The organism is Mesorhizobium sp. M5C.F.Ca.ET.164.01.1.1, from assembly GCF_004792125.1.
Taxonomy (GTDB): Bacteria; Pseudomonadota; Alphaproteobacteria; order Rhizobiales; family Rhizobiaceae; genus Mesorhizobium; species Mesorhizobium wenxiniae.
Window position 1 is genome coordinate 20,228 of sequence record NZ_SRTG01000002.1, and the last position, 16,717, is coordinate 36,944.

Consider the following 16,717-nt stretch of genomic DNA (forward strand, 5'->3'; position numbering starts at 1 on the left):
AGGTTTGCAGAACGAAGTCAAGCGTTGCGGGCAGATGCTTGACAAAAGACAGTGATAGGTGACTATTGTTCGATCCCGCAGCGCGCCTGTGTCTGGACTAGAGAGTTGCCCCACAAGAGGACGCCATGATGAATCCGGCAGCCGGATCCTGGACGACTTTAATCGACGACATTTTGGACGGGAACTGGACCAGCCCGGAGACCGGGAACAAGGCCGTGGTGCCGTATGATCGGATCGTCATCGAAGAAAGCCTCCACGGGCGGGCGGCCGATCTCGTTTCGGAGCTCGGTCTGGGTGAGCGGTTCACCGTCGTCGCGGATGCCGCGACCTACGATGCGCTTGGCGAACGCGTTGCGCGCGAACTGAAGACGCTCGGCCCTGTCGATGTCCTGATATTGGACCACCCGCATGCCGATATGGCCAACGTCGAAAGCCTGGCCGTCAAACTCGCGGATGCGGATGCCGTGGTCGCGGTCGGTTCCGGCACGATCAACGATCTCTGCAAGTTCGTCACCGGAAGGAACGAACGGCGCTATTGCGTGTTCGGGACGGCCGGTTCGATGAACGGCTACACATCGACGACCGCGTCCATCACACTTGAAAGCGGCCTGAAGGTATCGCTCCCTTCCCACGCGCCATCAGGCTTTTTCGTCGACCTTGGCGTCTCAGCTGCCGCCCCGACCTATCTATCAGCGGCGGGGTTCGGTGACTGCCTTTGCCGATCGGTCGCCCAGATCGACTGGTGGATGTCGCACCGTCTGCTTGGCACTGCCTACCATCAGGTTCCGTTTCTCATCCAGGAAAAGGATGAAGCGGCGCTCAACGAGCGTGCGGCAAAGCTTGCCGAACACGACATCGAGGCCAATGGCTATCTCTATCGCGTGCTGACGCTCTGCGGCCTCGGAATTTCCTTCACCGGCGTCTCCAATCACGGTTCCATGGGCGAGCATCAGATATCGCACTACATAGACTGCTTCGCCGGCGAGCGTCACCCCGGTACGCTCCACGGCACCCAGGTCGGCGTCGCTTCGCTCACCATGGCGCGATTGCAGCAAGCAATGCTTGCTAGCGACAAGCCGCCGGTGGTGAAGGCGACGAAGATCGATCCTGACGACATGGTCCGCCGCATGAGCCCGGCTGTCGCCACACAATGTCTCGACGAACTGAAGAAGAAGGCCTTCGACGAGAATGCCGCCGCTGCATTCAACGAGCGGCTGCAGGAGCTCTGGCCGACACTCAGGCAGGAGCTCAAGCCATTCATGGTGCCTGTCGACGAGATGCAGCGCCTGCTGAAATCTACCGGCGGGCCGATCTCAGCCGCCGAATTGGGCACGTCGCCCGATTTCTACCGCGAAGCCGTCGTTCATTGCCGGGAGATGCGCAATCGCTTCTCGTTCCTCGACATTGCTGCGGATGCAGGAATGCTGGAGGATTTTGCGCGCGGGGAAGCCTGACCGGATGCGCGACCTCGCCGAATTCGGACCCGAAGCCGCGTCGCGCATTCGCGGCGTCTTCTGCGATATCGACGACACCTTGACGACCGAGGGTCGTCTTCCAGCCGACGCCTACCGTGCGCTCGAACGTCTGCACGAGGCGGGCCTTGTCGTTGCTCCCATTACCGGGAGACCGGCAGGCTGGTGCGACATGATTGCCCGGTTCTGGCCGGTGACCGGCGTGGTCGGTGAAAATGGCGCTTTTTACTTCGCTTATGATCAGGCAACGCGAAAGATGATCCGGGTTTTCGCCGCGAGCGCTGAGGAACGCCGGGAAAACAGGCGCAGGCTCACGGACCTGGAAAAGCGTATTGTCCAGGAAGTGCCGGGTTCGGCCGTATCCGCCGACCAGCAATATCGCGAAGCCGATCTGGCCATCGACTTTTGCGAAGATGTTCCGGCGCTGCCGATGTCCGATGCCAGGCGCATCAAGCAGATTTTCGAGGAAGCCGGCGCTGTCGCCAAGATCTCGTCGATCCATGTGAATGGCTGGTTTGGCCGATACGACAAGCTGTCGATGACGCGCCGCTTTGCGAGCGAGAGGCTGGGAACCGATCTCGATGCCGAAAGGCAGGCCTACGCGTTCGTCGGAGACAGTCCGAACGACGCTCCAATGTTCGGGTTCTTTCCGAACTCGTTCGGGGTCGCGAATGTCATGGGCTTCCAGGGACAAATCGACGCCGAACCCGCTTTCGTCGCCAGGTCGCGGGGTGGACGCGGCTTCGTCGAGGTTGCCGATATGATCTTGGCAAACCGGAGGTCGGAGGTGGTCTGATCGGCCGGCGCGAAATGTGCCGGCTGCAAAAGACGCAAAGGATGTTCTGCAGGCGATGGAAGCGAACCAGGGACGGCTTAGGGAGGATTCGATGCCAGTCTGCTTTCAGAGGAAAGCGAGCGCGATGCTCCAGGCAACATCGCACAGCACCTTCGGTTGCTACCGCACTCCCGGCCGGTGGATGTCAAAGCGAACTCCCCGTCTCCTGGTCGGTGATGAGGCCGGTGAAGAATCCCTTTTCCAGGAGCTTGGCCATGATGCCGACCTTATTCTTTCCGCCGGAAACGAGAATGCGTTTGGGAATGTTCATTGTGTCGAGAGGGTAAACTCCGACAATGCGTTCATTGACGGGATGGTCGATGAGTTCGGCGTTCCGGTCGAAGAAATAGCCGAGAAAGTTCCCGATCGGTTTCATTCTGAGGATATCGTCGAATTCCTCGTCGGTCATATAACCGACGCTCCGAAGCGTCGAGCTGGTTGTGCCGCCGACGCTCATCAGCGCAAGGTCGGCGTTCAGTGCCTTCTGGATAACCTCGCGCGCGCTCGGTTGCTGCAGGATCGTCTCGCGGCTTTCGCGGCTGTCGCAGATGATGGGTCCGGGGAGATAATAGGATTCGGCCTGGGTGCGCTGGGCAAAGACGGCGGCGGCGTCGTATTTGTCGATCGACGACCGGCGCGACAGAGAGCCGAGAAGCGGCACGACGGTAACGTTCCTGAGGGCCACCGGTTCGATGTTGGAGGCCAGCCATCTCATGGTTCGGCCCCACGCCATGGCGACCGTCATGTCGTCCCTGAGCAGCGTCTCGACGGTCTGCGCGGCATAGATGCCGATCACTTCGGAGAGCCCGAGCTCCGACCCGGTATCGTTCGGTGTGACGCTGCATATGTCGAGCCGGTACTTCCGCCTGAGCTGCTCTTCCATTTCGAGCGCCTGGGACGTCCCGGCGTTGATGCGGATCGAGACGATGCCGCGCTCCTTCGCCTCGGCCAGCAACCTGTGGATCTTGGTGCGGTTGATCTGCAGCCGCTCGGCGATGGCCTGCTGCGTTTCGCCCAACACGAAATACTGATGGGCTACCCGTGCCAGGAGGCCGATCGACGTCATGAGGGTCCTCCGATGCTGGTGGCTCACCCATCCGAATGCCGCTGTAGCCGGCCAACAAGTGCTTGCCACAGACAGGACGACAATATAGCATTTGAACAAATGCACAAGTTATGAACATTTGTGCATCGCAAAACGAAGCGGTTCGGGAGGAACGCGTGCGGGTTGCCCAAGCCAGACGTTTCGTCGTTTCGGATCACCCGCTGCCCTGGCTGCTGCCGCTGGTGGCGATCCTGCTTGTCTTCACGGTCTACCCCCTGATCTACAACATCTGGCTGAGCTTCCATGAGTTCGTCCCGCGCCGACGGGCGCTCGAATTCGTCGGAACGGAAAACTGGGTGCAGCTCTGGAACGACACGCGGTTCTGGCAGTCGCTCGTCATCACCTTCACCTATTTCGCCATCGCGCTGGTCTTTGAACTGGTGCTCGGCATGGCGATCGCGCTGCTCCTCGACAGCGACGGCTTCGGTTTCGGATTCTTGCGCGGCGTCCTGACAATGACGCTTGTCATCCCGCCGGCCATCGTCGGCATGATGTATCTGCTGATGGAGGACCCGCAGTTCGGGGTGATCAGCTACCTCCTGCAGTCGATCGGCCTGCTCAATCCGAACAACCCTATCCTCGCCACGGCGTCGACCGCGCTAGCCGGCGTTCTCGTCGCGGAAATCTGGCAGTGGACGCCGTTCATGGTCCTCATCTTCCTTGCCGGTCTCAGGGCGCTGCCGCCGGAGCCTTACGAGGCCGCGATGATCGACGGCGCGTCGTCGTTCCAGATTTTCCGGCGCATCACCCTGCCGATGATGTCGAAGGTGATCGCGATCGCCGTGCTGGTCCGCGGCATCGATCTCTTCCGCGTCTTCGATTATGTCTTCGTCATGACGTCCGGCGGGCCGGGAGCGTCGACCTACTCGCTGTCCCTCTATGCATGGCAGCAGACGTTCAGCTTCGTAAAATGGGGCTATGGAGCCACGCTCAGTCTCGTCACCCTGGTGATCATCCTCGTCATTGCAAATCTGTTCATCCGTATCGCGAAGGTGAGATGGTAAAATGAACGGCTCCTTCTCAACCCGCATGCTTCGCACCATCGCCGCCTGGGTTGTGGTCGCAGTCTTCTTCTTTCCGATCTACTACTGGACGTCGGTGGCGTTCAAACACGGCAATGACATCTTCAACCGGCCGCCGAAACTGTTCGCCTTCACGCCGACCTTCGACAATTTCCAGAAGGTGTTCGGGATTTCGCTGGGCAGCGGCGGCATCACCGTGACGCCGGGCGGCGGCAACTTCTACATGGCGCCCCGCGTCTGGGATTCGATCGTGATCGCGACGCTGTCGACCGTGCTCGCTGTCGCCATCGCCACGCTTGCCGCCTATGCCCTGTCGCGAATGAACTTCCGCGGCCGGCACAGTTTTGTCGGATGGGTGTTGTCGACACGCATGATGCCGCCCGTCGCGGTCGCGGTTCCGATGTTCTTCATCTACAAGAATTTCGGTCTTATCGACACCTATACCGGCATGGTGCTGATCCACGCGCTGATGAACCTGCCGCTCGCCGTCCTCCTGATGAAGAGCTTCTTCGACGACATTCCGTCGGAGATCGACGAGAGCGCCATTGTCGATGGCGCCAGCCGCTTCATGATCTTCCGGCGGATCGTGCTGCCGATGGCCAAGGGCGGCATCGCCGCCACGGCGGTCCTTTGCTTCATCTTCAGCTGGACCGAATTCCTGTTTGCGCTGACCCTGACCACCACATCTGTCAAGACCGTGCCTGTCGTCTCGTCGACCTTCGTCACCTCGATCGGCACCGCCTGGGGCAACATGGCCGCGCTTGGCGCCGCATCCATCATTCCCGCTTTCATCTTCATTCTGTTGGTTCAAAAGCACCTCGTGCGCGGTCTCACGATGGGATCGTTGAAACAATAGATGGGAGGCTCGAATTCGCAGCCTTGTGAAAATCGCGAATTAAACCGGAGGAGTAGACAATGAAAGACAGCATCAGAAAGGCGCATCTTGCCTCTGTCACCGATCGCTTCGTTCGCGGACAGATGGACCGGCGCTCGTTTCTTCGCGCAGCAAGCATTCTCGGCCTCGGCGCCGGCGCGCTCGGCATGGGCCTGGGACGACGTCCGTTCTACGGCATCAGCCAGGCATCGGCTCAGGAACAGGAACTAAAGCCCAGCGCCGAAATCACCAAGTGGCTCTCGGATGTCGGCAAGCCCTTTGCCGGAACGACCCTTCGTCTCGCCACCGAATCGACGCCGCCGTCGAATGCCATCGCCACGCAACTCAAGCAGTATTTCGAGGAGGCTACCGGCATCAAGGTTGAGATCGAAGTGCTGCCGCTCGAGCAGGTGCTGCAGAAGCTGACGCTCGACGTGGCGTCGAGCCTCGGCACTTACGACCTCTACTATATCGACCAGAGCTGGGCGGCGAGCTTCAGCCAGGACGTCTTCGATCCGCGCGAGCAGCTCAAGAACGCTGATCTGGCAATGCCGAACTACAACATCGACGACTTCCTGAAGCCGCTCGTCGACGGTATCGCCATGTACGAGGACCGCATGGTCGGCGTGCCCTATGACATCCCGATCTTCATCATGCAGTACCGCAAGGACGTCTGGGACGAGCTCAAGCTGCCGCCTCCGGCCACGCTGGACGATTTGCTGAAGGCGTCTGCGGCGATCACCGACGCCAAGGGCCCGAACATGTACGGCACCAGCGGCCAGATGAAATCCGGCCATTACAGCCTCGAATGCGATTGGACGGCGTGGCTTTGGGGCCATGGCGGTTCGATTTTCGGCCCCGACGGCAAATTCACCGGCAATGACGAAGCTGGCTTGGCCGCCATGGCCTACTGGGACAAGCTCAAGGCGACGATGCCGCCCGGCGTCGACGGCTGGACATGGGATGGCGAGGGCCAGTCGGTCGGCCAGGGCGTCGCGGCCTCGATGCTGTCTTGGGGCGAATTCTTCCCGTTCTTCGACGATCCCAAAGCCTCAAAAGTCTCCGGTCTGATGGAAGCGATGGTTCCGCCGAAACCTGCCGCTACGCTGCGCACGGTCGAGCAGACCGGATTCGGCGAAATTCCGGGCGTTGGTCACCAGGGCGGTTCTTCGCTCGCGGTGTCGAAATACTCGAAGAGCCCGGACGCTGCCTGGATTTTCATGCAGTGGGCGACCTCAGCCGATACCCAAGCGCTGATAACCGTTCTGGGCGGCGGTACGGGGCCAACGCGCACCAGCGTCTATGACGATCCGCGCGTGCTGGCCAATGCCCGTGTCGGCGCCGGCACGACCCGCCATTTGCCGGTCGTGCGCGACACCATCGCCAACTACATGGGATCCGAGCCCGACCTGCCGGCGTGGGCAGAACTCTCGAGCGATATGATCCCGGTTGCACTGGGCAAATACTTCGCCGGCCAGTCAGGCTCGGCCAAGGAGTCGCTTGACGCCCTGAAAACCCAGGTCGACGATCTCGTCGCCAAGGGCTGAGCGTTCCGGGGTGGCGGCCTTGGGCCGCCACCCCGGGTATCGACAATTCCATGAGGAAAAACAATGGCTGGAAAACAGCTCGTAGCAGTGACAGGAGCCAGTTCTGGTATCGGCGAAGCGGTCGCCAAGGTGTTTTCGCGCGCCGGCCATCCTGTTCTCATGATGGCCCGCCGTCTGGAGCGCATGGAGGCGCTGAACCTGCCCGACAGCATGGCCCGGCAGGTCGACGTCCGGGACCGCGCCGCAATTGCAGCCGCGGTGAAGGAGGCGGAAGCCGAATACGGGCCGGTCGACATGCTCTTCGCCAATGCCGGCATCGCCCGTCTTGCCGACATAGGTCGCCAGCCTCCCGAGGAATGGGACGAGATGATCGACATCAACACGAAAGGCGTGCTGAATTCGGTCCACGCGGTGATGTCGGGCATGATGGAGCGCCGCCATGGAACGCTGTTCATGATGAGTTCGATCGCTGGCCGGAAGGTCTATCCGGATCATACGGTTTACTGCGGGACGAAATTCTTCGTTCACGCCGTGTCGGAATCGCTGCGCGACTATCTTTCCGACTATGACGTCCGCGTGGTCGTGCTTTCGCCCGGGGTGATCGAAACCGAAGTTCTGAGCGGCGTCCTCGATCCGCAGACGCTCGCCAACTACAAGGCCAACAAGCTCAAGATCGGCGGCGGGATCGGACCGGAGCACGTCGCTGACCTCATGCTGCACACCTACCAGATGCCGCAGAACGCTCTCGTGCAGGAAATCGTCATCACGCCGACCAGGCAGAAATACTGACGACCCGAATCCGGGGTTCTGGAGAGAGAGAATGGCTACCGTAGAATATAAGAACATCGCCAAGAGTTTCGGGCATGTCGAGGTGATGAAGGACATCTCCTTCGGCATTGCCGACCGCGAATTCGTCGTGCTTCTTGGGCCGTCGGGCTGCGGAAAGACCACGCTCCTGCGCATGACAGCAGGGCTCGAGAGAGTGACCAACGGCGATCTGTTGATCGGCGACAGGCGGGTCAATGACGTTCACCCGCGCGATCGCGACATCGCGATGGTGTTCCAGAACTACGCGCTCTATCCGACAATGAAGGTGTTCGACAATATCGGCTTCAGTCTCGAAGTGGCGAAAGTGCCAAAGGCGGAGATCAGGAAGAAGGTCGAATGGGCGGCGGCAATCCTGAATCTCACGCCCTATCTCGGGCGCTATCCCAAGGAACTGTCGGGTGGCCAGCGCCAGCGCGTCGCCATGGGCCGCGCCATGGTGCGGAATGCCGCCGTTTTCCTCTTCGACGAGCCGCTCTCCAACCTAGACGCGAAGCTGCGCACGCATATGCGCGTGGAAATCCGCCAACTCCACAATCGTCTCGGCACGACCACGATCTACGTCACCCATGACCAGATCGAGGCGATGACGATGGCTGACAAGATCGTGCTGATGCACGCCGGCAGGATCATGCAGATCGGCACGCCCGACGAGGTCTATGAGCGCCCGAACTCGAAATACGTCGCTGATTTCATCGGCTCGCCGTCGATGAATTTCATCGCTGGCGCTGTCGAGACCGCGGGCGGCAGTCCTCGCTTCGTCGCCGAAGGCGTGTCGATCGGCCTCTCGCCGGAGATCAAGGCGAAGCCAGGCCAAAAGGTCATCATGGGCGTCCGGCCGCACGATCTCGGCATTTCGGATGCGGGTGAGATCAAGGGCGAGGTCGTGCTGTCCGAAACGACCGGCGCGGATGTCCAGATTCATCTGCGCGTGGCGGGATACGACGCCGTCGCCGTGGTGCCGCGTGACGAGCGCCGCAATGCCGGCGCCGCGATCAACCTTTCGGTACTGCCGGGTAAGGTGCACCTCTTCGATGCGGCGACGGAACTGCGTGTCGCCTGAGATTAGCGACGAAGGCGTGGATATGACCCGGCAGCGCGCGCTGCCTCAGCCCTTTAGGCTGAGATAGTCGGCCAAAGCCACTGCGTTATTGTGCGTGTCATCCTGGGCGCCGTAGAGCAGCGTCACACGGCCGTTGTCGAGGAGGGCACGCAACTGGCCGACCGCGTCGCTGTTCCTGTCGAGCTCACCGCGATATCGCTGCTGGAATTCCATCCAGCGGGTCGGCTCGTGACCAAACCATTTGCGCAATTCATCGCTTGGCGCGACGGTCTTCAGCCATAGCGTCAGCGCGGCGTCCACTTTGCGGACACCGCGCGGCCATACGCGGTCTATGAGCACCCGCTGGCCATCGCCAGGCGAGGGCGGCTCGTAGATGCGCTTGACCTTGATATCGAGTCTCATTGCCAGCTCCGGGGTTGACCGCCATGACGGTTTGTTGGCGGCTCCTTACGCCCACTCGCCCTTACGCATAACCGGCACGCGGCTGCCGTCCTTGCCGACGCCGTCGATGTCGATCCTGTCCGAACCGATCATCCAGTCGATATGGATGAAGCTCTTGTTGCCGCCACGCGTCCCGATCTCCTCCTGGCTTAGCGAGGCGCCGTCGACAAAGCACTTCGAATAGCACTGGCCGAGCGCGATGTGGCAGGCGGCATTCTCGTCGAACAGCGTGTTGAAGAACAGCAGGCCGCTCTTCGAGATCGGTGAGGAATGCGGCACCAGCGCGACCTCGCCGAGACGGCGTGAGCCTTCATCGGTGTCGAGCACTCTTTTCAGCACGTCCTCACCGCGACTGGCCTTGGCATCGACGATGCGGCCGTCCTCGAAACGCACAGCGATACCGTCGATCAGCGTGCCTTGATAAGACAGCGGCTTGGTCGAGGAGACATGCCCCTCGACGCGCCTGGCATGCGGCGTGGTGAAAACCTCCTCGGTCGGAATGTTCGGATTGCAGGTGATGCCGTTCCTGGCGGTCGAAGCGCCGCCCATCCATTCATGTCCGTCGGCCAGACCGACAGTCAGATCGGTGCCGGGTCCGGTAAAATGCAGCGCGTGGAAATCATGGCCGTTCAGCCATTCGGTGCGGCTGCGAAGAGCCGCATTATGCGCCTCCCAGTTGCCGATCGGGTCTTCCACATCAACCCGTGAGGCGGCAAAGATCGCGTCGGCGAGTTTTGCCACGGCAACGTCGTCGGTATCGCCCGGAAACACCTGCTTGGCCCAGGCCAGGTCGGGATAGGCGACGATGTTCCAGTTGATGTCGAAGCCGGTGATCTTTTCCAGCGCCGGCTGGTAGGCGACCGAATTCGCCTTGTTGGCGCGCGCTACTTTCGCCGGATCCTGCGCCGACAGCAGCGACGGATCCTCGCCGCGCACGGCAAGCCGCGCCGCATTGTTGGCGAAGGCCTTTGCCATGCCCTCATAGAGCCAGCCGGCGGCGTGGTCGAAGCCGGCATCGGCGCCATAGCGGAAGCGTGCCAGCGTCATCTCGTCGTCGTTGAAGATCGGCGTCACCAGGCCGGCGCCGGCCCTGTAGGCATGCTCGACGATCCGTCGCGTCAAAGGCAGCGCTGCGATCGACGATGTCAGCACCAGATCCTGCCCCGGCTGCAATTGCAGTCCGACCTTGATGGCGACTTCGGCCAGCCTGTCGAGCTTCACCGGGTCGATCGTTGCGGAAACGCCGCGCGAATGTGTGGTCATGATCCTGCCTGCCGTGATGTGAGGGTCTCATCCTTACATAGACCGGTGCCGTCGGTCTTTCCACCGCGATCGGCTGGGCCTGCTTTAGGCCGCGCTGTCGAGCCCGCCAAACTGCGCCATCGTTGCCTCGATCTCCTCGCGGATCCAGGCCTTGAAATCGCGCACCTTGCGGCTCTCGCTCTTGCTGGCCGATGTCACCAGCCAGTAGCCCAGCCCGCTCTCAGCGCGCACGCCGAACGGCGCGACCAGCCGGCCGTCGGCGAGAGCGTCAGCCGTCAGCAATTGCCAGGCGAGCATCACGCCATGGCCGGCGATCGCCGATTCCAGGCAAAGCATCGGGTCGGTGAAACGCGCGCCCTTGAGAAAGGTGACGGGCTTCACCCCGGCCGCCTCGAACCAGCTGTCCCAACTGATCATCGACCGCTCGTCGGTGATCGCGCATGTCAGGGCAAGGTCTTCTATCGATTTCAGTTTGTTGGCGATCACCGGGGCGCAGACCGGGAAGACCTCCTGCGCCAACAGCAGTTCCGCCCGCCCGCCCGGCCATTTGCCGTCGCCAAGGCGGATGGCGATGTCGATATCGGAGCGGTCGAGATCGGCGATCCGCACTGAGGCGTCGATGCGCAAAAGCACGTCCGGATGCCGTGCGAAGTGGCGTGACAGTCTTGGTAACAGCCACTTCGATGCAAAGGCCGGCGCCACCGAAACCACCAGCGTGCATTGCGATGCCTCGTCGGCGAGCGCTATCGCCTGGGCGAGTTCGCGAAACCCTGCCCCGAGCCGGGCGGCGAAGACGGTGCCGAATTCGGTCAGCACGAGACCGCTTGCCGTTCGTTCGAACAGCGCCTGGCCGAGTTGCTCTTCCGTCCGCTTGACCTGCTGGCTGACGGCACTGGCGGACACGTTGAGTTCGCTCGCCGCAGCCGAAAGCGATCCCAGACGGGCGACGGTTTCCACGGCGCGCAGGCCGTTGAGGTGGACGCGGTTCAGCATGGCCATACAGTTTTTCTAAACCGACACGACTAAAATCTCAATTGAAACATACGGCGGAATGGCAGATTTTAAGGAAAAAGGCAGACCTAGCGAGGAAAATCCGATGAAGATTTTATCATTGTTCAGGGGCTTTTCCGTTGCCGGCGCGCGGCAAAGCCGGTCGCATGAAAGTGAGACCACCCGATGGGCGACCGATCCGCTGTCGCATCCTGTGCTCGACACCATGTCGGAGCGCGAACTCGCCGACGTGCCGTTCAGGCTGACGGCCCGGCGCACTGCCTACGAGACGGCTGCGGCGCAGGCGGGATGCGGCGCGAGGTATTAGCATTCTGCGCAGAGGATTTGACTCTTTGGTTGAGCCTAAAGGGGAGACTGTGGGCGGTGGCTGACGGCCAACCTCCAAGCTGCCAATCTCCAAGGCCTGCGATTTGCCACAGGCCACCATGCCTTCGTCATCCCAGGGCGGAGCGAACGCGAAGCGGAGAGCAGACCCTGGGATCCATGCCGTAACATCAGCCGAAGAATGCAGCGGCCCGGAACGGCCCCGTGTACGCAACAGTGTAAGCTACCTGCCTGTCGGTGCGAGGAGGGCCCTCGTTCCGTTCCGTCTTCGTGTGCCGCAGATGTCACGGCATGGATCCCAGGGTCTCCGCTACGTCGCTTCGCTCCTGCTCCGCCCTGGGATGACGAAGCGAGGGATGTTTCGGCCAACCTCCAAGGTTTGTGATTGGCGTTCGCTACTGATCGACGGTCGCGCAACCCCTTCTGGCCCAACAAGAAGCGGATTGTTTGACAGGCTCGTGCACCTATTGTGCACCGCAATGAAAGCCGCTTCGCCATCCCCTTTGCGTCTCGCCTTCGCCGGCATGGTCGCCCTGGCCGTTGCCATGGGTATCGGCCGTTTCGTCTATACGCCGATCCTGCCCGGCATGATGGGAGAACTCGGCCTGTCGGCGGCGGACGCTGGTTGGATCGCATCCGCCAACTATCTCGGCTATCTCATCGGCGCGCTTGCAGCGGTCGGCGGCTGGGCGCATGGCCGCGAGCGCCTGCTGATGCTCGCCGGTCTTGCCGCCACCGCGGTCCTCACCGGGGCGATGGGCCTGGCCGGTACTATGGCGGCTTTTCTCGTCATCCGGTTTCTTGCCGGTCTGGCCAGCGCCTTCGTCTTGGTCTTCATGTCCAGCATCGTTTTCGGCCATCTGGCCGCGGCCGGCCGTAACGACCTGCAGGCGCTGCATTTCGGCGGCGTCGGCCTCGGCATAGCGGCGTCGTCGGCGCTGATGGCGATCCTCGTGACGGGACATGCCGGCTGGGAGGCGGGCTGGTTCTGGTCCGCCGCGATCTCGGCATGCGCCTTTCCCCTCGTGGCGCTGCTGCTCGGCAGCACTGCGACCGCCAACGGCGCCGACGGTCGCGAACCGGCGCTGCCGAAGGATCGGTCGCTGATGAAGATCATCGTCGCCTATGGCCTGTTCGGCTTCGGCTACATCGTGACGGCGACGTTTCTGATCGCCATTGTCCGGCAGGGTGGCGGCGGACGCGTCTTCGAAGCCGTGGTCTGGATGGTCACCGGCCTTGCCGGGATTCCTTCGGTCTGGCTGTGGCAGAAGATCGCCGCAAGGATCGGCCTGTATGCGGCTTATGCCTTCGGCTGCCTCGCCGAGGTGGTCGGCGTCACCGCGAGCGTCGCCATGGTCGGACACATTGGGCCGCTGCTCGGCGGGTTTCTGCTTGGCGGAACCTTCATCGCCATCACCGCGCTCGGCCTGCAGACCGGAAGACAGCTTGTCCCGCGAGCGCCGCGCCGGGTCCTGGCGTTGATGACGGCTTCCTTCGGCCTCGGTCAGATCATCGGTCCGATCGTCGCCGGCCTGCTTGCGCAAGCCACGGGCGACTTCTTCCTCGCGTCGATCGTGGCCGCCGCCGTCCTGCTTGTCTCAGGCGCGATCACCTGGTCGGCTGCGCCAAAATCGCCATGATTGTGGTCTTGCTCGGGGCCGGGCATGGCGCACCGGCCATTTTCATTCCGATCGATGTGTGACCTTATGCCCGCTGAACAGCAACGCCGCTGATTGCGCATCGACCGAGGATTTCCCCACCGTGTTCGTATCCTTCTTCCCGCAGCCGAAGCTTTTTTTCATCTCGGCGGTCGCATGGAGCCTTCTGCTCGTCATCCTGTGGTTTTTCGGCGGCGAACACCTTGGCACGATGCTCGGCATGCCGCCGGTTGACCCGCAGGTCGCCCCTGTCATCAGCCCAGTAAGATTCCTGACGCCGGCTTTCCTCTGGTTTTACGGATATTTCTTCGCCGGTATGGGCATTTTCTACCTTTTTTGGGCGCTGTATTCCCCACATCCGTGGCAAAACTGGTCGATCCTCGGCTCCGGCCTGGTTATTTTCGTCACCAATTTCATCGTGCAGATAACCGTGGCCCTAAATGATTGGCGTGGCATGTTTTACAACATGGTGCAGAAGGCCCTGACCACGCCCGGCTCGGTTACGCCGGCCGAGCTTTACTACGGAGTGTGGCAGTTCCTGGCTTTGGCTCTAGTCTATATGACCATTGCCGTTCTGAACGTTTTCTTCGTCAGGCACTATGTCTTCCGCTGGCGCACGGCGATGAACGACTATTTTACCGCTTATTGGCCAAGGCTGCGCCATATCGAAGGGGCATCACAGCGCGTTCAGGACGACACGATGCGCTTCTCGGGCACAATGCAGGGGCTCGGAGTGAACTTCATCGACTCCGTCATGACCCTGATTGCATTCCTGCCCATACTAGCGGCCCTTTCGGTGCATGTGCCGATTTTGCCTGTCGTCGGAGCAATCCCTTATCCGCTGGTCATAGCGGCCGTCGTATGGTCGCTGTTTGGCACAGGCTTGCTGGCAGTCGTCGGCGTCAAGCTACCCGGGCTGGAATTTCGTAATCAGCGTGTTGAAGCCGCTCTGCGCAAGGAGCTTGTCCTTGGTGAGGACGATACGGCACGAGCTCAGCCACCAACGCTGGCTGAGCTTTTCAGAAATGTTCGGAAGAACTACTTCACGCTATACGCTCATTACGTCTACTTCGACATGGTTCGCTATCTATATCTCCAAGTTGACAACGTTTTTGCTACACTCATTCTTGTTCCGACCTTGGCCATTGGCAAGATAACCTTTGGGCTTTTTCAGCAGATTGTCACCGCATTTTCCCAAGTCGCCAGTTCCTTCCAATATCTCGTGAATTCCTGGCCGACCATCGTCGAGCTGATATCCATCTACAAGCGCCTGCGCGCCTTCGAGGCGACGCTTGAAGGGGCGCCGCTGCCGGAAATCGACCAGAACTATTTGGAGCGAGAGCGAGCCGGCCTGCGCCCTGAAGATCAGCCGGTAAGTTGAGGAGTAGCGGGCGGCGAGCGCTTCCGGCTCAGCCGCCCACCGACCCCTGTTTTTCCTCAGCGCCTCGTCGCGAAACATAGTCGCGATAGCTGATGCACTCGACATCGGGCTTTGTGCAGACCTCGCCGGCGAAGCGCTCCAGCGCATTCCAGTAGGCGCCGTCATTCATCAGCGTGAAGTGGAAGCCGAGTTCCAGCGGAATTCGTTTTCCCTGGTATTGGGCGTCGAAGGCGGCGCGAAAGGCGTCGTAGGTCCGTTTGGCGAATTCGTTGGCCTTGCTCGGCCGCTCGAAGCCGCCGGAATGCCTGACATAGAGATTGTAGTCCATCGCGATCACCGGTCGTGACCTCGGGCCTTCCGGAATCTGCGGCAGCGAAAAGCGCGTGATGCCGTTGCCGGTCGGTGGCAGGGCAGGGCCGCGCGACACACCGCTTGCGTCGAACAGGAAACCTGCCTTTGGCAGCGCCTCGTAAAGCGCCTCGTTTGTCGACAGATAGGGCGCGCGAAAGCCCACCACCTTGCGTGCGATGTCGCGCCAGCCTGCGGGTTCGAGGGTAATAGCGTTGATCGAATAGGCGTTTTCGAGAATGCGCTTGAACGAACCGAACTCGCTCAGCCAGTCGGCCTTGCTCCAGTCCTTGCCGTCGTAATGGCCGCAAGCGTGGCTGCCGATGTCATGACCTTCCGAGGCGGCGAGCTCTATCTGCTCGAGCCGGTCAGCGACTTCCTGTTTCGAGGCGGCGAAGCCGATATTGGATTTGCCTGATGTCTTGCCGGGCGCCGTGTATTCCTTGCGCGTATCCGACGAGAGCAAGAAGACGCAGGACACGAAATAGGTGAAATGGACGCCGGTGCGTGCGGCCAGGGCGCGGCTGCGCTTCCATTGCGAAATATCGCGGGCGCTGTCGAACGAGATGATGACGGCCTGCTTCGGCTTTAGCGGCGCTGGCGGATCGGCGACAGCAGCGTCCGCCGCAGCAAGCGACACGATCGAGAACGCAACAACGCGGGACAAACGAGGCATCGATCTCTGATCTGGATTGTGAGAAAGGTCCGAGCACCGGCTATCGGCGAAATGTGGCGCGGGTGCGGTCGCCCTTTTCAGTCGTCCTTTACATCGTCTGTCCGGCGATTAGCCGATTTTCCGGTCGAACCCCTTCCATGCCGACAAAATATCGCTAAAACGCGGGGCTTACCCCCCTTCAGGGGCAGGAACGGTTTTGATCCATGTCGGACGACAGTTTTATCCGCGAAGTCAACGAAGAGATGCGTCGCGATCAGGCGCATGCGCTATGGGACCGTTTTGGCCCTGCCTTGCTTGCGCTCGCGATACTGGTGGTGGTTGGCACCGCCGCCTTTGTCGGCTATCGCTATTGGGACGAGACCCGCGCCAATCGCTCGGGCGACGCCTTCTCGCAGGCGCTGAAGCTTGCCAATGAGGGCAAGAGCGACGAAGCGCTGGCAGCCCTCGCTGAGCTGGAGAAGGACGGCTACGGCGCCTATCCGTTGCTCGCCCGCATGCGGGCGGCAACCGTCAAGGCGGATAAGGGCGATGCCGCCGCCGCCGTCAAGGACTTCGACGAGGTGGCCGCCGACACGGACATTCCATCAGGCCTTCGCGACATGGCGCGCCTCAGGGCAGCACTGCTGCTCGTCGACCACGGTTCCTTCGCCGATGTCTCCAGCCGCGTCGAGGCGCTCACCGCCGATACCAACCCGCTGCGCCACACGGCGCGCGAAGCGCTCGGCCTTGCCGCCTGGAAGGAAGGCAAGGCGACGGACGCACTGAAACTGTTCGACCAGATCGCCTCGGATGACAGCGCCCCGCGCAACGCGCGCGAGCGGGCGACGCTGATGTCTGAGCTGATCCGTGGGTCGGGCGGCGTGTCGTGACGG

At 61.5% G+C, this 16,717-nt stretch carries 16 protein-coding genes; 11 read left to right on the forward strand and 5 right to left on the reverse strand.

Going from position 1 to position 16,717, the window contains the following annotated elements:
- Positions 1–125 precede the first annotated feature (125 nt).
- Both EN807_RS16855 and EN807_RS16860 read left to right on the forward strand, forming a co-directional pair.
- Positions 126–1,454 carry a sn-glycerol-1-phosphate dehydrogenase gene (locus EN807_RS16855; RefSeq protein ID WP_135935920.1) on the forward strand — a complete coding sequence of 443 codons (1,329 nt, stop codon included), beginning with the start codon at positions 126–128 and terminating at the stop codon, positions 1,452–1,454.
- A 4-nt stretch (positions 1,455–1,458) separates the two neighbouring features.
- The gene (locus EN807_RS16860; RefSeq protein ID WP_135935921.1) at positions 1,459–2,268 is read left to right on the forward strand and encodes an HAD-IIB family hydrolase; all 810 of its coding nucleotides are present in this window, start codon (positions 1,459–1,461) and stop codon (positions 2,266–2,268) included.
- Positions 2,269–2,452: 184 nt separating this feature from the next.
- Here the strand turns inward: EN807_RS16860 and EN807_RS16865 are convergent, their stop codons facing one another.
- Positions 2,453–3,373 (reverse strand): sugar-binding transcriptional regulator, encoded by a 921-nt coding sequence (locus tag EN807_RS16865; RefSeq protein WP_135935922.1) that lies wholly within the window; start codon positions 3,371–3,373, stop codon positions 2,453–2,455.
- A gap of 155 nt (positions 3,374–3,528) precedes the next feature.
- Here EN807_RS16865 and EN807_RS16870 point away from each other — a divergent pair, with 155 nt between their 5' ends.
- From EN807_RS16870 to ugpC, 5 genes are all read left to right on the forward strand, one after another.
- Positions 3,529–4,416, forward strand: coding sequence for a sugar ABC transporter permease (locus tag EN807_RS16870; RefSeq protein ID WP_029355468.1), 888 nt, complete (start codon positions 3,529–3,531; stop codon positions 4,414–4,416).
- Position 4,417: 1 nt separating this feature from the next.
- A complete protein-coding gene (locus tag EN807_RS16875) occupies positions 4,418–5,290 on the forward strand; it encodes a carbohydrate ABC transporter permease (protein ID WP_135935923.1) in 873 nt (290 codons plus the stop codon).
- Between the two features lie 59 nt (positions 5,291–5,349).
- Complete coding sequence (locus tag EN807_RS16880; RefSeq protein ID WP_029355472.1) at positions 5,350–6,855, forward strand: extracellular solute-binding protein; 1,506 nt, start codon at positions 5,350–5,352, stop codon at positions 6,853–6,855.
- 63 nt (positions 6,856–6,918) lie between these two features.
- Complete coding sequence (locus EN807_RS16885; protein WP_127314342.1) at positions 6,919–7,644, forward strand: SDR family oxidoreductase; 726 nt, start codon at positions 6,919–6,921, stop codon at positions 7,642–7,644.
- A 31-nt stretch (positions 7,645–7,675) separates the two neighbouring features.
- Positions 7,676–8,743: a sn-glycerol-3-phosphate ABC transporter ATP-binding protein UgpC gene (gene ugpC / locus EN807_RS16890; RefSeq protein WP_135935924.1), complete on the forward strand. Its 1,068-nt coding sequence runs from the start codon at positions 7,676–7,678 to the stop codon at positions 8,741–8,743.
- 45 nt (positions 8,744–8,788) lie between these two features.
- Here ugpC and EN807_RS16895 read toward each other — a convergent pair whose 3' ends face one another.
- From EN807_RS16895 to EN807_RS16905, 3 genes are all read right to left on the reverse strand, one after another.
- On the reverse strand, positions 8,789–9,145 hold the full coding sequence (locus tag EN807_RS16895; protein ID WP_135935925.1) for a DUF488 domain-containing protein: 357 nt from the start codon (positions 9,143–9,145) through the stop codon (positions 8,789–8,791).
- 45 nt (positions 9,146–9,190) lie between these two features.
- Positions 9,191–10,447 (reverse strand): aminopeptidase, encoded by a 1,257-nt coding sequence (locus EN807_RS16900; RefSeq protein WP_135935926.1) that lies wholly within the window; start codon positions 10,445–10,447, stop codon positions 9,191–9,193.
- Positions 10,448–10,531: 84 nt separating this feature from the next.
- Positions 10,532–11,446: a LysR substrate-binding domain-containing protein gene (locus EN807_RS16905; RefSeq protein WP_135935927.1), complete on the reverse strand. Its 915-nt coding sequence runs from the start codon at positions 11,444–11,446 to the stop codon at positions 10,532–10,534.
- A 97-nt stretch (positions 11,447–11,543) separates the two neighbouring features.
- On the opposite strand from EN807_RS16905, the gene EN807_RS16910 reads away from it, so the two are divergent.
- The 3 genes from EN807_RS16910 (at position 11,544) to sbmA (ending at position 14,821) form a co-directional block, all read left to right on the forward strand.
- Entirely contained in the window at positions 11,544–11,765 is a 222-nt protein-coding gene (locus EN807_RS16910; protein ID WP_135935928.1) for a hypothetical protein, read from the forward strand.
- Positions 11,766–12,261: 496 nt separating this feature from the next.
- Positions 12,262–13,422: a YbfB/YjiJ family MFS transporter gene (locus EN807_RS16915; protein WP_135935929.1), complete on the forward strand. Its 1,161-nt coding sequence runs from the start codon at positions 12,262–12,264 to the stop codon at positions 13,420–13,422.
- Positions 13,423–13,543: 121 nt separating this feature from the next.
- A complete protein-coding gene (sbmA, locus tag EN807_RS16920; RefSeq protein WP_135935930.1) occupies positions 13,544–14,821 on the forward strand; it encodes a peptide antibiotic transporter SbmA in 1,278 nt (425 codons plus the stop codon).
- A gap of 28 nt (positions 14,822–14,849) precedes the next feature.
- On the opposite strand, the gene EN807_RS16925 is transcribed toward sbmA, so the two are convergent.
- Positions 14,850–15,845, reverse strand: a complete 996-nt coding sequence (locus tag EN807_RS16925) for a polysaccharide deacetylase family protein (RefSeq protein ID WP_135935931.1) — start codon at positions 15,843–15,845, stop codon at positions 14,850–14,852.
- A gap of 203 nt (positions 15,846–16,048) precedes the next feature.
- On the opposite strand from EN807_RS16925, the gene EN807_RS16930 reads away from it, so the two are divergent.
- Positions 16,049–16,714 carry a tetratricopeptide repeat protein gene (locus tag EN807_RS16930; RefSeq protein ID WP_135935932.1) on the forward strand — a complete coding sequence of 222 codons (666 nt, stop codon included), beginning with the start codon at positions 16,049–16,051 and terminating at the stop codon, positions 16,712–16,714.
- Positions 16,715–16,717: the final 3 nt, after the last annotated feature.

Bases quoted from the DNA above. Each gene is read 5' to 3' on its own strand.
- EN807_RS16855 (WP_135935920.1), top strand. From the start codon at position 126: ATGATGAATCCGGCAGCCGGATCCTGGACGACTTTAATCGACGACATT.
- EN807_RS16860 (WP_135935921.1), top strand. From the start codon at position 1,459: ATGCGCGACCTCGCCGAATTCGGACCCGAAGCCGCGTCGCGCATTCGC.
- EN807_RS16865 (WP_135935922.1), bottom strand. From the start codon at position 3,373: ATGACGTCGATCGGCCTCCTGGCACGGGTAGCCCATCAGTATTTCGTG.
- EN807_RS16875 (WP_135935923.1), top strand. From the start codon at position 4,418: ATGAACGGCTCCTTCTCAACCCGCATGCTTCGCACCATCGCCGCCTGG.
- EN807_RS16880 (WP_029355472.1), top strand. From the start codon at position 5,350: ATGAAAGACAGCATCAGAAAGGCGCATCTTGCCTCTGTCACCGATCGC.
- EN807_RS16885 (WP_127314342.1), top strand. From the start codon at position 6,919: ATGGCTGGAAAACAGCTCGTAGCAGTGACAGGAGCCAGTTCTGGTATC.
- ugpC (WP_135935924.1), top strand. From the start codon at position 7,676: ATGGCTACCGTAGAATATAAGAACATCGCCAAGAGTTTCGGGCATGTC.
- EN807_RS16895 (WP_135935925.1), bottom strand. From the start codon at position 9,145: ATGAGACTCGATATCAAGGTCAAGCGCATCTACGAGCCGCCCTCGCCT.
- EN807_RS16900 (WP_135935926.1), bottom strand. From the start codon at position 10,447: ATGACCACACATTCGCGCGGCGTTTCCGCAACGATCGACCCGGTGAAG.
- EN807_RS16905 (WP_135935927.1), bottom strand. From the start codon at position 11,446: ATGGCCATGCTGAACCGCGTCCACCTCAACGGCCTGCGCGCCGTGGAA.
- EN807_RS16910 (WP_135935928.1), top strand. From the start codon at position 11,544: ATGAAGATTTTATCATTGTTCAGGGGCTTTTCCGTTGCCGGCGCGCGG.
- EN807_RS16915 (WP_135935929.1), top strand. From the start codon at position 12,262: ATGAAAGCCGCTTCGCCATCCCCTTTGCGTCTCGCCTTCGCCGGCATG.
- EN807_RS16925 (WP_135935931.1), bottom strand. From the start codon at position 15,845: ATGCCTCGTTTGTCCCGCGTTGTTGCGTTCTCGATCGTGTCGCTTGCT.
- EN807_RS16930 (WP_135935932.1), top strand. From the start codon at position 16,049: ATGTCGGACGACAGTTTTATCCGCGAAGTCAACGAAGAGATGCGTCGC.